The following is a 12,322-nucleotide window of genomic DNA, read 5'->3' as shown; positions in this document are numbered from 1 at the left end:
TCCGCCCTCTCCTCCCCGGGCGCCCGCCCGCCCGCTCCCACCGCCCCGGACGCCCGTCACTCCTCCGGCGGCACGCAGAGCACCGGCACCGCCGACATGTGGAGCAGCTTGTGCGGGGTCGAGCCGAGGAGGGCGCCGCGGATCGGGCTCTCGCTCCAACTGCCGACCACGATGACCCGGGCCGCGTGGCGGGTCGCCGCGTCGATCAGGGCCTGGGCCGGCTTCTCGTCGATGACCTCGACGACGGTCGGCACGCCCGCCCGGTCGGCCTCCGCGACCGCGTGTTCGAGACCGGTGCGGCCGGCCTGCCGGATGGCGTCGTAGTGGGAGCGGTACTCCTCGCCGGTGGGGCCGGGGGCCGCCGCGCCGTAGACCAGGACGAGGGTCTCGCCGAAGGCGGCCGCCACCTCGACCGCGATCCGCAGCGCGCGGGCGGCCCCGGGCGACTCGTCGTAACCCAGCACGACCGACATCTCAGCCCTTCCCTCCGTGACCGTGACCGTCCCCGCCGCCCCGGATGCCCCGGACCACGTCCGGATCGGCCACCCCCGGGCGCTCGTCCCAGAACGCGGGCGCCCGCAGCCGCCACACGATCATGACGATCACCCCGGCGGCGGCGATGCCCAGGCCGATGACCAGCGGCGGGCCGAGACCGAGCCACGAGTCGCCGCTGTACGAGTTCTCCGGATCGGCCATGTCGGAGACCGACCGCACGAGGAGCCACGTCAGGAGTCCCGCGCCCACCAGCGGGCCGAGCCCGATCAGCAGGAAGTTGTGGAGGCTCTCGAAGAGGTGCCGGCGGTAGTACACCGCGCAGGCCACCCCGGTGAGCGCGTAGTAGAAGGCGATGAGCAGCGAGAGGGCGGTGAGCGAGTCCAGGAGCGCGTTCTCGCTGATCTGGTTCACCGTCAGGTACCAGACGATCGCGATCCCGGCGACCCACCACGTGCTCACGTCGGGGGTGCGGAACCGCGCGCTGATGTGCCCGTAGTGCGCGGGCAGCGCCCGGCGGCGGGCCATCGACAGGGCGGTCCGCGAGGCCGGGATGATCGTGGTCTGGGTGGAGGCGATCGCCGACGTGGACACGGCGAGGAGCAGCACCCAGTCCCAGCCGCCCAGGACGTCCCCGGCGAGCTGGGCGAAGACGAACTCCTCCTCGTCGGCGTTCTCGGCGAGGAACGCGGGACCGGCGTAGGCCACCACCGCGAACCCCACGGACACGTAGGTCACGAGCAGGATCACGGTCGACCACAGGCCCGCCTTGCCGGGAGCGGTCGCGGAGTCCTCGACCTCCTCGGTGAGGTTGACCGCCGACTCCCAGCCCCAGTAGATGAAGACGCCGAGTAGCAGCCCGCCGGTGAGGGCCGCGCCGCCCGCGCCGAACGGGTTCAGCCAGTCGAGCGCGGGCTCCACCGAGTCGTACGCGCTGGTCCCGGCGTACACCTCGGCGAGCGCCACGCACACGAAGACGAGCAGGAAGACGACCTGCGCCAGGATCAGCACGTTCTGCACCTTGGCCGACAGCTCGGTGCCGATCACGCACACGGCCGTCATCACGAGGATGAGCAGCACGGTGAGCAGTTGGCGCACGAACGCGTTCTCCACCCAGCCGTCGAGTCCGACGGCGAGCAGCCCGAAGCTCACGGCCACGTCGGCGAGCGAGCCGACGACCAGGACGCCGGTCATCGTGATGGCCCAGCCGCCCAGCCAGCCCGCCCAGGGGCCCATCGCGCGCGTGACCCACGAGAAGGTCGTGCCGCAGTCCTGGTCGACCTTGTTCAGGTAGTAGAACGCCGACGCGATCAGCAGCATCGGGACGAAGGACGCGACCATCACCCCGGGCGCGTAGATCCCCGCGAGCGCGACGATCGGGCCGATGACGGCGGCGATGGAGTACGCGGGGGAGGTGGAGTTCAGCCCGATGACGAGGGCGTCGACGAAGCCGATCGCGTCGTGCTTCAGATCCGCCGGCCGGTCCCCGGACGCGGGGTCCTCGACTGCCATGTTCCCTCGCTCCCGTTCCGCCGCTTCCGTTCGGCCGCTTCAGGTCCGCTCGGACAGAGCAGAGAGACGTGTCCCTCCACCGATCGTAGGAAGGAGCGGTTCCGCCCGCATGCCGGGCGGCCGGGGCCTCGTCCGTCCGGGGGGCGGGCCGCTAGCATCACGCGGGTCCGCCGCCCCGTCACGGAATGGAACGGAACGCCCGATGTCGAAGGACCTCGCCGGCTTCGCCGAGCTCTCCACGCCCCTGGTCGCCGACGCCTGCGTGCGGCTCGGGGAACCCCTGCGCGCCGCGCCCGCCGGGGTGCTGCCCGTCGTCGACGGGCAGCGGATCGCCGGACGGGCGCTCCCCGTGCGGCACTACGGAAGCGTCGACGTCTTCCTGGAGGCCTTCGCGCACGCGGAGCCCGGGGACGTCCTCGTCATCGACAACGCCGGGCGTCGCGACGAGGCCTGCATCGGGGACCTGGCGGTCCTGGAGGCCGGGGCGGCGGGCGTCGCCGGGATCGCCGTCTGGGGGCTGCACCGCGACACCCCGGACCTCGTCCGGATCGGACTGCCCGTCTTCTCGTACGGGCGCCACGCCCCCGGCCCCGTGCGCCTCGACCCCCGTGAGCCGGACGCGCTGCGCTCCGCGCGCTTCGGGGAGCACGAGGTCACGTCGGACGACGTGGTGTTCGGCGACGACGACGGGGTGCTGTTCGTGGCGGCCGACCGGGCCGGGGCCGTCCTGGAGGCCGCGCTGTCCCTCTTCCGCACCGAACGGGAGCAGGCCCGGCGCATCACGGCGGGGGAGACCCTGCGCGACCAGACCCGCTTCGACGCCTACCTCGCGGGCCGGGCCGAGGACCCCTCGTACACCTTCCGGCAGCACCTGCGCCGGATCGGCGGGGCGATCGAGGAGTGACGGGCCCGGGGCCGACGGGCCCGGACCCGGACTCGGGCCCGGCGCACGGGACTCAGCCCTCGAAGCCGACCGTGCCGTCCGGCAGGACCGCCTCGACCCGGGCGCCGTGCTCCACGGTCCGGCTCACCGTGCAGAACTTCTCGTGCGTCAGGCGCACCCCGCGCGCGAACACCTCCGCCGCCTTCGGGTTGTCGTCCGGCAGGTCGAACTCGTAGCTGACCCGGATCCGGCCCACCCGGCCGTCGTCCTCGGGGCCCGAGACCGACTCCACCACGATCCGCAGGTCGTCGTGGTCCACCGCCCGCGCGGTCCGGTCGATCACGAGCCCGCCGCAGCCGCCCATCGCGGCGAGCAGCAGCTCGACCGGGGTGAACGAGGGCTGCGCGCCGTCGTCGTCCGCGGCGGCCATCCGCACCTCCGCGCCCCGGTCGTTGCGGGCGGTCCAGTTCCGGTACCCGGTGCGGACGGTCTCGATCCGGTAGTCGGCCATGGCGGCGGGTCTCCTTCGTGCGCGTACGGTGGCCCGCCCACGGTACGCCGGGGCGGGCCGGCGGGCGCGCGCGGACGGACTCCGGCCCTGAGTAGCGCGGTACGGACGTCTGAGTACGCCGACCGATGTGCCGCCGGCCCGCCCGCCGCTTGACTGGGGCCATGACCTCCGAAGCCCGGCGCACCCGCCCCCTCCAGCACGTCACGGCCACCGGCACGGCCCTCGCCGTGGCCCTCGGGCCGGTGCTCGTCGGCGCCCTGATCGCCCGGTCGGTCGGCGCGGACCCGATGGCCTCCGTCAACGCCCTGATCGCGGGCGGCGGCCGGAGCGCCCGGATCTCCCGGGCCCAGCTCAGGAGCGGGGCGGGACTTCGCAAGGGCGCGGGCGTACGGCTCCGGTCGGGTGCGGGGCTCCGGTCCGCCGTGCGCCCCCGGTCCGGCTCAGTCGCGCGGCCTGCGCGCCAGGAGGAAGCCCTGCGGCGACTTCTCCCGGGGATCCGGCTCCCGCACCAGACGGGCCGACGCGACGAGGCCGGCCCCGGCCAGGAGCTCCGCGATCCGGTCGGGTGACCGGCGGTACACGTCGAGGGCGACCTCGTGTCCGTACGCCCGTTCCAGCCGTACCCGCTCGTCGCCCACCTTGAAGGCGATCAGGAGCCGCCCGCCCGGCGCGAGGACTCGGTGGAACTCCGTGAAGGAGGCCGTGAGTTCGTCCTCCGGCATGTGCACCGTCGAGTACCAGGACAGGACCCCGCCCAGTGAGGCGTCCGGCAGGTCGAGCGCCGTCATCGACCCCACCTCGAAGCGCGGCCCCGGGTGGGCCTCGCGGGCGACCGCGATCATGCCCGGCGACAGGTCCACCCCGAAGGCCTCGGCGCCGATGCTCCGCAGATGGGACGTCACCCGGCCCGTCCCGCAGCCGAGGTCCCCGATCGTACGGGGGCCACCGGACCGCTCCACCTCCTCCGCGAACCCGGCGATCACCGCCCGGTCCAGCGGCGCCGCGTCCAACCGGCCGGTGAGGAGCCGCTCGTAGTCGGCGGCGACGGTGTCGTACGAGCGGCGGGTGGCGGTGACGTGCGCGGCTTCGGTCATGACGGCACCCTACGGCCGCGCCGGAAGGCGGGAAGGGCGGTGGCCTGCCCCGAGGAAGGGGCGGGCCACCGTCGCGGCGCGACTTCGCCTTCGCGCCCGGGAGCGCGAACTCCCGTACGGGGGTGCCGCCCCGACTCGCGGGGCGGCACCGGTCGGTCGTCGGCCGGTCAGTGGCGCCGGCCGCGGGCGTCGGGGTCGTCCGGGTCCTCGAGGCCCTCGACCTCGATCTCCTCCTTGCGGACCTCGCCCGAGACGGTCTGCTCCTCCGTGACCTCGTCGGCCTTGAGGCTCACCCGCTCCACCGGGACGGTCCGGGTCTCCACGACGGGGCGCTCCTCGTGGAGGATGACCTCGTGCTCGGCCTCGGTGATCTCCGGGCCGGACAGGGCCTCGTCACGGTTGGCGTCCGTGATCGGCTCCCGCTCGATCCGCACCTCTTCGTGGCTCACGGGAATGGTCTGCTGGACCTCTTCGGTCACCACGTACTTGCGCAGCCTGACGCGTCCGGCCTCCGTGCGCTCGACGCCGACGTGCATCTGCTCCTCGGAGCGGGTCATCGCGTCGTCGTCCGTGCCCCTGGCGCGTCCGGCGGTGTCGCCCGCCATGTACCCCTCGGAGGTGCCCATGGGGCCGGTGGCGGTGCCGGTTCCCATCCCGGCCGCGGTGCCGGTGCCCGCGGCGGTTCCGGTCTCGCCGTGGGCCCAGCCGCCCTCACCGGGCTCGTTGGCCCGCTGCCAGGCGTCGTCCCACGCGATGCCGTAGTGCTCGAAGAGACGGTGCTCCTCGCTCTCGGAGAGGTGTCCGCCGGCGTCGACGTCCACGTTGGGGGCGTCCTTGATGGTGGACTTGGGGTACGGGACCTCCAGGTGGTCGTCGACCAGAGCCGCGTCCTTGATCGGGACGAAGGATTCACTGGTGCCGAACATGCCGGTCTTCACCGTCACCCACTCCGGAAGGCCGGTCGCGTCGTCGACGAAGATGTGCTTCGCGTCGCCGACCTTCTTGCCCTCCGCGTCGTAGACGGGATGGTCCAGCACGGCGTGGATCTGCTCTCGGGCGATCATGTCGACCCTCCTGCTCTCTCTCGTCTCGTTCACCACGCCTCTTACCAGACGAACGACAGAGAAACGGCACAAATCCATCTAATTATGTTGAATCATTAAACATGTGGACGCGGGGGCGGGGCGGGCGAGGACGAGCGAGGGCCCCACCGCTCCGCGGCGGTGGGGCCCTCGACGGGTTCCGGAAGGGTCAGGCGGCCGGCGGGACCCGGGGCGGGCGGCCCGCGCCGCGCGTCAGGACGTAGCCGCCGATGCCCGCGAGCGCCGCGAGGACGCCGCCCGCCACGGTCCAGAGCCAGCGGTCGGACCACCAGCCGGAGGACCAGCCGTCCTCCGGGGCCGCCGCCTCGACGGCGGACGGGCGGCCCGCGTCGGCGTCCGCCTCCGCCCGGTCGGCGGTCGTCGCGCCCGGCACGAGCGGCGCGGCGAGCGCCCCGTCCGTGGCGTGGGCGCCGCCCTCGTCCTTGACGTCCACCCCGAGCCGGGCGTCGAAGGGCTGGCCGAGGTCCTCGGCCGGCAGGCCCGTGACGGTCAGGCGTACGAAGTAGCTGCCGGGCAGCGGGTCGTTCGCCCAGGCGTCGGCCGAGGCGCGCACCGGGCGCAGCACGCAGGCGAGTTCCACCTTCGCCGCGTCCTTCGCGGCCGTGCGGGACTGCGCCCCGTACATGCACGGCTGGCGGCGCCGCAGCCCGTCGTACACGTCGATCCGCCAGGTGGAGGGGCCGTGCCGCAGGGCCGCGTCCGGCAGGGTGACGGCGGCGTTCACCGTCGGCCGCTGCCCGGTGTCCGCGGGGAACACCCAGTACAGGTAGTCGCCCGTGGCGGCCTGCGCAGTGGCCTGCTGTCCCGGGAGGAACCTCGCGGCGGTGCGGAAGGTGGTGCCCGCCTCCGTCGGACCCGCGGTGGAGCGGGTGTCCGGGGTCGCGGTGCCGGAGGGGGAGTCGGCGACGGCGGCCGGGCCCGCGAGCCCGAGCAGGGCCGCGCCCGCGAGCGCGGCCGCGGCGAGCGTGCGTACGGTGCGCATCAGTGGGTCCTCCAGACGGCGACGCGCCAGCGGGACAGCCAGCCCCAGATCAGACCGGCCAGGAAGCCGGCGAGCACCAGCGCGCCGAGCAGCCACCAGCCCCGGCCGAGACCGAACGAGGCCACGTCCGAGGCGCTCGAAGGACCGTCGACGACGTCCACGGCCAGCTCGATCGGCATGCCGGGCGTCGTCTTGACCGACGGGGGGGCGGAGAAGGAGTTGCTGACCTGGAGGCAGACCGTCTCGGCGGCCGGCTTGGCGTCGTCGGAGTCGGTGCCGGACAGCTCCGGCTTCGGATAGCGCAGCCCGGTCGATATCACGTCCGCGCGCCCGTCACCGGCCTCGGAGCCGCGGGTGATCTCCCGGCCGTGGCGGGTGACGGCGCGCAGCAGCACCCCGTAGTCGTCGTTGACGGCACGGTCGGCCGACACGCTGACGGAGGCGCGCAGTTCCTGGCCGGGCAGCAGGTCCACCCGGTACCAGCGGTGCTCGCCGAAGGTCTCGCGGTCCGTGTACAGACCGGGCTTCAGCTCCGGGGCGTCGGCGCACCGCGCGGCGCCCCGGGCGGCGACGGGCGTGACGGCCGGGTCGGCCGCGCGGTCGACCAACTGCCGCACGCGGCGCGAGAGTTCCTCGGTGCGGTGGACCGAGGTGTACGTGCCTCCGGTCGCCTCCGCGATGCAGGTGAGCTGCTGCCGGGTCCTGGCGTCCGGCACCAGGCCCAGGGTGTCGATGACGAGGTGGATGCCCTTCGCCGCGATCTCCCGCGCCACCTGGCAGGGGTCGAGCGGGGCGCAGGTGTCCTCGCCGTCCGTGATGAGCACGATCCGGCGGGTGGTGTCGCCGCCCTCCAGGTCCTTCGCCGCGCCGAGCAGCGCCGGACCGATCGGGGTCCAGCCCGTGGGGGCCAGGGTGGCCACCGCCGTCTTGGCCTCGGTCCGGTCGAGCGGGCCCACCGGGTAGAGCCGGCGGGTGTCCTTGCAGCCCTGCTTGCGGTCCTGTCCCGGATAGTCGGCACCCAGGGTCCGGATGCCGAGGCGCACCTCCTCGGGCACCGCGTCGAGGACCTCGTTGAAGGCCTGCTTCGCGGCGGCCATGCGGGACTTGCCGTCGATGTCCCTGGCCCGCATGGAGCCGCTGACGTCGAGCACCAGCTCGACCTTGGGGGGTTCCTTCGCCGTCGGCGCGTCGGCGGCCGCCTGCGTCGGCAGGAGCGCGGCGCCCAGGGCGGCGAGCAGCGCGCAGGCCCCGGTCGCCAGCCGTTTTCTCGTGATCATCGCCGGATCGTATTGACGATCGTCCGACAAACCAAAACGGGGGTGTCGACGGGGGCCCGAGGCGCTCGGTCTCAGCCGGAAGGAGCGGCGGGGCCCTCCGCGTCGCTCTCGGGGAGGGCCCGGGCCCGCACGGCGTGGGCGGGGTCCTGGTGCCCTCCGGAGGGCATGACGCGCACCTCGCCCCGGTCGCTGATCTCCGCGCGGATGATGCCGGTCGGGTCGGTGTAGATGGGATGGCCCCCGGAGCCCTTGTAGAGGGTGCGTTCCACGACCACGACGTCCTGGGTGGCGCCCGTGACGTCGGTGAACACCAGCTCGTATCTGGATATGCTCATTTGCCCTATTTTACGCTGTTATCGAACCGATCCTGTCCGGGGCTGTGGGAGCACCCCTCAGGCCGTACGGGACACGGCGTCCACCAGGTGCGCCAGGGCCGCCCCGAGGGCCGCCGCCCCCGGGCCCGCCGCACCGCCGGGTTCCGGCATGTAGAGGTCCCGGCGGATCTCCACCATCAGCGCGTGGACCCGCGGATCCCGGCCGTGGTGCGCCAGCGGGACATAGGTCCCGGCGAAGGGGCTGTCCGTCCCCACCCCGCCGAATCCGCCGAACGCCTCCCGCGCCGCGTCGAGGAGCGCGGGAGGCGTGTGGAAGGCGTCCGTGCCGAGGCAGACCGGGGGCCGGGGACCGCCGCCGTGCAGCTCGTACGGCAGCGGTTCGCTCGGATACGAGTGGACGTCGATCACCACCGCCCGGCCCGTCGCCGCCAGCCGGCCGGCCACGGCCCCCGCCACGCCCCGCGCGTACGGCGTGAAGTACCGGTCGAGCAGCGGCGCCGGGTCGAACCCGGCCGGCCGCAGCGCGGCCCGGTGCGTGGTGCGCGTGTAGACCGCCCCCATGCCGACGGCCGCCATCTCCTCCCGCTCGTCCGGAAAGCGCTCGGGGTCGACGACGAGCCGGGAGAGCCGGTTGACGAACCGCCAGGGGGCCGTGCCGGCCGCCGCCGCGGCCGCGGCGGCGATCTCCGCCGTGTGCGCGTCGGTGATGTGGTCCAGCTCCCGCGCCAGTTCGTCGTCGCCGAGCAGGATCCCGGCCCGTACGTCGGCGGGCACGGCGCGGGAGGAGTGCGGCACGTGCAGGAGGACGGGGGAGTCCGGGGCGCCGGGGAGGAGGGCGAAGGAAGGGGCGCGGGAGGTTTCGGCCGTGGCGGCGCGCGGAGTCTCGGTCATGCCGGGATCCTCTCCCGACCCCGCCCGCGGCGTCACGAAACCGCTGGTTAGAGTGGTGGGAGGTTGCGCCGCCGCACCAGGACCGGGTGCGAGACCGGGCCGACTGCCGACCACAGGGACCCGTACGGCCACCCCTGCCCCCGCTTCGCCCGGCCCACGGCCGCCTGTCCCGGAAACGTCGCATCGCATGAGCACCGACACCGCCCTGTCCCCCGAGACCACCCCCGCCGCCCCCACGGCCCCCGCCGCTTCCGGATCCGCCGCCCCCGGCCCGGACGCGCCCCGGCGGCCGAGGATGGCCGGGCGCGCCCCGGCCCGGCCCGCCCCCGCGGCCGCCGTCCACGGTGTCAGCGCCGCCACGGCCGCCCTCCTCGGACTCGTCGGCCTCGGCGCCCTCCTCCACGAACCCGTCCTGATACCCCCGCTGGCCGCCAGCGCCGCCCTGGTGCACTGTGCCCCCGCACTGCCCCTCGCCCAGCCACGGAGCGTGGTCGTCGGCCATCTGCTCGGAGCCGCCGCCGGATACGCGGCGGGCGCCGCCGCGAGCGGCAGCGCCTGGGCCGCCGCGCTCGCCGCCGGCGTCACCCTCGCGCTCACCACCCTGGCCCGGACCCCGCACTCCCCGGCCTGCGCCACCTCCGTCGTGATCGTGCTCCAGGCGCCCGCCCCCGGCCGGTTCGTCCCCCTCCTCCTGGGCTCCACGATCCTGCTCGTCCTGACCGCGTTCGCCGCCTCCCGCGTCCGGCGCGCGGCGCCGAGGTACCCCGCCTACTGGTGGTGACCCCGGGCCCGGCGCCCGCGTGAGCCCCGGCCGGGCGACCGTACGCCCTCCCGCCGTGCGCGTGTGCGGGCGCCTGTGACCCGATGCGCCCCGGCGTTCCGCGCCCCCGCGCGCCCTCCGCGGGGGTGATCGCGTCAACTTCCGTCCGGTTCCAGTCGGAAACCCCCCTGGGGGCCCGGGTTGTTCACGGTCCGGCCCACCAGTGCGCATTACCCTTCGTTGGTCTTCGCTTGACCGTGTCTTGGTGAAGCGTGATGCCGGTGTGACTCCGGAGAGGGACGTGCCGCGCCCGGCCGCGGGCCGTCCCGGACCGCCCTGGTCCGTCCCGTCCGTCCGCGCGACCACCGGCCCGTCCCCGCTCCTCGGATCCCGTGAGGGGAGATCCGCATGCCGTCCTCCTCGTCCCGCCCCCGGCAGTTCCCGAACCTCCGGCAGTTTCCGCACCTCCGGCAGGACTTCGCAGCCTCCCTCGTCGTCTTCCTCGTCGCCCTGCCGCTCTGCATCGGCGTGGCCGTCGCCTCCGGCGTGCCCGCCGAACTCGGCCTGATCACCGGCATCGTCGGCGGCGTCGTCACCGGCCTCATGCGGGGCAGCAGCCTCCAGGTCTCCGGGCCCGCCGCCGGCCTCACCGTCCTCGTCCTGGAGGCGGTCCGGGCCTTCGGCCTCGCCGCCCTCGGCGTCATCGTGCTCCTCGCCGGACTGCTCCAGATCCTCATGGGCCTGCTGAGGTGGGGCCGCTGGTTCCGGGCCATCTCCCTCTCGGTCGTCGAGGGCATGCTCGCCGGCATCGGCCTCGTCATCGTGGCCGGCCAGCTCTACGCCGCGGCCGGACTCGACGCCCCCGACTCCGGCCTCGCCCGGCTCGCCGGCCTCCCGGCCGCCCTCGTCCGCGCCCTGACCTCCACCGCCAATCTGGTCCCGCTCGTCGTCGCCGCCGGCACGGTCCTCGTGATCGTGGGCTGGCGGCACCTGCCCCCGAGGGCGCGGGCCGTGCCCGGCGCGCTCGTCGCGGTCCTCCTCGCGGCCCTCGCCACCGCCCTCCTCGACCTGCCCGTCGCCACCGTGCGGGTGAGCGGCGTCCTGGACGCCGTGCGCGTGCCCGGCGCGGACGCCTTCGCCGGCCTGGCCGACCTCGCCCTGCTCGGCACCGTCCTCGCCTTCGCGCTGATCGCCTCGGCGGAGTCGCTGTTCAGCGCGGCGGCCGTGGACCGGCTGCACGACGGACCGCGCACCGAGTACGACAGGGAGCTGCTCGCCCAGGGGGTCGGCAACACGGTCTGCGGTGTGCTCGGCGCCCTACCCATGACCGCGGTGATCGTCCGCAGTTCGGCCAACGTCCAGGCGGGGGCCAGGACCAAGGCCTCCCGGGTGCTCCACGGCGCGTGGCTGCTCCTCTTCGCCGCCCTGCTGCCCGCCACCCTGGAGTACGTGCCGCTCGCCGCGCTCGCCGGCATCCTCGTCCACGCCGGCTGGAAGCTGATCCCCTTCAAGGGGCTGGTCACGCTGTGGCGCGGTCACCGGGGCGAGGCGCTCGTCCTGGTCGCGACGGCCGTGGCGATCGTCACGGTCAACATGTTCGAAGGGGTCCTGATCGGACTCGTGCTCTCCGTCGCCAAGGCGGCCTGGGACGCCTCCCACCTCCGCGTCGAGCGGACCGACGACGGCCACGGGCCGGTGCGCGTCAGCCTGTCGGGGAACGTCACCTTCCTGCGGCTGCCGAAGATACTCGACACGCTCGAAGCCCTCCCGGGGGACCGCCCGGTCGAACTGGACCTCTCCGGGCTCCAGCACCTCGACCACGCCTGCCGCGCCGCCCTGGAGACCTGGGCCGAACGCCACTCCGCCGCCGGCCCCGACTCCGTACGGCTGCACGGCCCGCCGGAGCACGCCCCCGGCCGGCCGGCGGACGGCGAACCCGCGCGGACGGGTTCCTGACCCGCGGTCACCTCCACGTGTCCGTGAGGGAGATCGGGGATGAGGGCGCCGGTCCGGGGTACCCGATGACCGTCCAACCCACTAGGGAGGAATCATGGGTCTGGGAGCTTTCATCATTCTGATCGCGGTGGGGGCCATTCTCACGTTCGCGTCCGACTGGCAGATGGAGGGCGTCAACCTCGATCTGGTCGGTCTGATCCTCATGGCCGTCGGCATCATCGGCACGGCGGCCTACGTCAGCGTGCTGCGCCGGCGCCGGATGATCGTCCCCCCGGTCGCCCCCACGGTCACCACCGAGGACGACCGGAGGGACCTGCTCTGAGCGAATGAGCGAACGGAACGCCACCGCTGCCGTCACCGTCACGGAGACACGACACGAGTCCCGGAGACACGACGCGGGACACGGGACGAGAGGGGTGGGGGGGCCGGGGGGGGGGGGGCCCCCCCCCCGCCCCGGGCCCCCCCCGCCCCCCCCGGGGGGGGGGGGGGGGCGCGCCCCCCCCCCCCCCCCCCCCCCCCCCCCCCG

At 74.5% G+C, this 12,322-nt stretch carries 13 protein-coding genes; 4 read left to right on the top strand and 9 right to left on the bottom strand.

What is annotated here, in order from left to right:
- Window positions 1–56 precede the first annotated feature (56 nt).
- Both ACFYNX_RS00980 and ACFYNX_RS00975 read right to left on the bottom strand, forming a co-directional pair.
- Window positions 57–473 (bottom strand): universal stress protein, encoded by a 417-nt coding sequence (locus tag ACFYNX_RS00980; RefSeq protein ID WP_365545448.1) that lies wholly within the window; start codon window positions 471–473, stop codon window positions 57–59.
- Window position 474: 1 nt separating this feature from the next.
- A complete protein-coding gene (locus tag ACFYNX_RS00975; RefSeq protein WP_365545451.1) occupies window positions 475–2,004 on the bottom strand; it encodes an APC family permease in 1,530 nt (509 codons plus the stop codon).
- A gap of 202 nt (window positions 2,005–2,206) precedes the next feature.
- Here ACFYNX_RS00975 and ACFYNX_RS00970 point away from each other — a divergent pair, with 202 nt between their 5' ends.
- Entirely contained in the window at window positions 2,207–2,908 is a 702-nt protein-coding gene (locus ACFYNX_RS00970) for an RraA family protein (protein WP_365545454.1), read from the top strand.
- Window positions 2,909–2,960: 52 nt separating this feature from the next.
- Here the strand turns inward: ACFYNX_RS00970 and ACFYNX_RS00965 are convergent, their stop codons facing one another.
- From ACFYNX_RS00965 to ACFYNX_RS00935, 7 genes are all read right to left on the bottom strand, one after another.
- The gene (locus ACFYNX_RS00965; RefSeq protein ID WP_365545456.1) at window positions 2,961–3,398 is read right to left on the bottom strand and encodes an OsmC family protein; all 438 of its coding nucleotides are present in this window, start codon (window positions 3,396–3,398) and stop codon (window positions 2,961–2,963) included.
- Between the two features lie 440 nt (window positions 3,399–3,838).
- The gene (locus tag ACFYNX_RS00960) at window positions 3,839–4,492 is read right to left on the bottom strand and encodes a class I SAM-dependent DNA methyltransferase (RefSeq protein ID WP_388656206.1); all 654 of its coding nucleotides are present in this window, start codon (window positions 4,490–4,492) and stop codon (window positions 3,839–3,841) included.
- A gap of 167 nt (window positions 4,493–4,659) precedes the next feature.
- The gene (locus tag ACFYNX_RS00955; protein ID WP_365545462.1) at window positions 4,660–5,556 is read right to left on the bottom strand and encodes a PRC and DUF2382 domain-containing protein; all 897 of its coding nucleotides are present in this window, start codon (window positions 5,554–5,556) and stop codon (window positions 4,660–4,662) included.
- 187 nt (window positions 5,557–5,743) lie between these two features.
- Window positions 5,744–6,577 carry a hypothetical protein gene (locus ACFYNX_RS00950; protein ID WP_365545464.1) on the bottom strand — a complete coding sequence of 278 codons (834 nt, stop codon included), beginning with the start codon at window positions 6,575–6,577 and terminating at the stop codon, window positions 5,744–5,746.
- Entirely contained in the window at window positions 6,577–7,854 is a 1,278-nt protein-coding gene (locus ACFYNX_RS00945) for a VWA domain-containing protein (protein ID WP_388656203.1), read from the bottom strand. The genes ACFYNX_RS00950 and ACFYNX_RS00945 overlap by 1 nt, the downstream gene beginning before the upstream one ends.
- A gap of 71 nt (window positions 7,855–7,925) precedes the next feature.
- On the bottom strand, window positions 7,926–8,189 hold the full coding sequence (locus tag ACFYNX_RS00940; protein ID WP_365545470.1) for a DUF6296 family protein: 264 nt from the start codon (window positions 8,187–8,189) through the stop codon (window positions 7,926–7,928).
- 57 nt (window positions 8,190–8,246) lie between these two features.
- Window positions 8,247–9,080 (bottom strand): N-formylglutamate amidohydrolase, encoded by an 834-nt coding sequence (locus ACFYNX_RS00935; RefSeq protein WP_388656200.1) that lies wholly within the window; start codon window positions 9,078–9,080, stop codon window positions 8,247–8,249.
- A 187-nt stretch (window positions 9,081–9,267) separates the two neighbouring features.
- Here ACFYNX_RS00935 and ACFYNX_RS00930 point away from each other — a divergent pair, with 187 nt between their 5' ends.
- From ACFYNX_RS00930 to ACFYNX_RS00920, 3 genes are all read left to right on the top strand, one after another.
- Window positions 9,268–9,861, top strand: coding sequence for an HPP family protein (locus tag ACFYNX_RS00930; RefSeq protein WP_388656198.1), 594 nt, complete (start codon window positions 9,268–9,270; stop codon window positions 9,859–9,861).
- A gap of 387 nt (window positions 9,862–10,248) precedes the next feature.
- Window positions 10,249–11,796 carry a SulP family inorganic anion transporter gene (locus ACFYNX_RS00925; protein ID WP_388656195.1) on the top strand — a complete coding sequence of 516 codons (1,548 nt, stop codon included), beginning with the start codon at window positions 10,249–10,251 and terminating at the stop codon, window positions 11,794–11,796.
- Between the two features lie 94 nt (window positions 11,797–11,890).
- Complete coding sequence (locus ACFYNX_RS00920) at window positions 11,891–12,118, top strand: DUF6458 family protein (protein ID WP_125668174.1); 228 nt, start codon at window positions 11,891–11,893, stop codon at window positions 12,116–12,118.
- Window positions 12,119–12,322 lie beyond the last annotated feature (204 nt).

It is taken from the genome of Streptomyces sp. NPDC007872 (assembly GCF_042868165.1).
Classification (GTDB): Bacteria; Actinomycetota; Actinomycetes; order Streptomycetales; family Streptomycetaceae; genus Streptomyces.
Note: the sequence above shows the minus strand (reverse complement) of the source record. Positions and strands in the feature narration are given on the sequence as shown.

What these genes read in the sequence shown, in the direction of transcription:
- ACFYNX_RS00980 (WP_365545448.1), bottom strand. Translation starts at nt 473, where the DNA reads ATGTCGGTCGTGCTGGGTTACGACGAGTCGCCCGGGGCCGCCCGCGCG.
- ACFYNX_RS00975 (WP_365545451.1), bottom strand. Translation starts at nt 2,004, where the DNA reads ATGGCAGTCGAGGACCCCGCGTCCGGGGACCGGCCGGCGGATCTGAAG.
- ACFYNX_RS00970 (WP_365545454.1), top strand. Translation starts at nt 2,207, where the DNA reads ATGTCGAAGGACCTCGCCGGCTTCGCCGAGCTCTCCACGCCCCTGGTC.
- ACFYNX_RS00965 (WP_365545456.1), bottom strand. Translation starts at nt 3,398, where the DNA reads ATGGCCGACTACCGGATCGAGACCGTCCGCACCGGGTACCGGAACTGG.
- ACFYNX_RS00960 (WP_388656206.1), bottom strand. Translation starts at nt 4,492, where the DNA reads ATGACCGAAGCCGCGCACGTCACCGCCACCCGCCGCTCGTACGACACC.
- ACFYNX_RS00955 (WP_365545462.1), bottom strand. Translation starts at nt 5,556, where the DNA reads ATGATCGCCCGAGAGCAGATCCACGCCGTGCTGGACCATCCCGTCTAC.
- ACFYNX_RS00950 (WP_365545464.1), bottom strand. Translation starts at nt 6,577, where the DNA reads ATGCGCACCGTACGCACGCTCGCCGCGGCCGCGCTCGCGGGCGCGGCC.
- ACFYNX_RS00945 (WP_388656203.1), bottom strand. Translation starts at nt 7,854, where the DNA reads ATGATCACGAGAAAACGGCTGGCGACCGGGGCCTGCGCGCTGCTCGCC.
- ACFYNX_RS00940 (WP_365545470.1), bottom strand. Translation starts at nt 8,189, where the DNA reads ATGAGCATATCCAGATACGAGCTGGTGTTCACCGACGTCACGGGCGCC.
- ACFYNX_RS00935 (WP_388656200.1), bottom strand. Translation starts at nt 9,080, where the DNA reads ATGACCGAGACTCCGCGCGCCGCCACGGCCGAAACCTCCCGCGCCCCT.
- ACFYNX_RS00930 (WP_388656198.1), top strand. Translation starts at nt 9,268, where the DNA reads ATGAGCACCGACACCGCCCTGTCCCCCGAGACCACCCCCGCCGCCCCC.
- ACFYNX_RS00925 (WP_388656195.1), top strand. Translation starts at nt 10,249, where the DNA reads ATGCCGTCCTCCTCGTCCCGCCCCCGGCAGTTCCCGAACCTCCGGCAG.
- ACFYNX_RS00920 (WP_125668174.1), top strand. Translation starts at nt 11,891, where the DNA reads ATGGGTCTGGGAGCTTTCATCATTCTGATCGCGGTGGGGGCCATTCTC.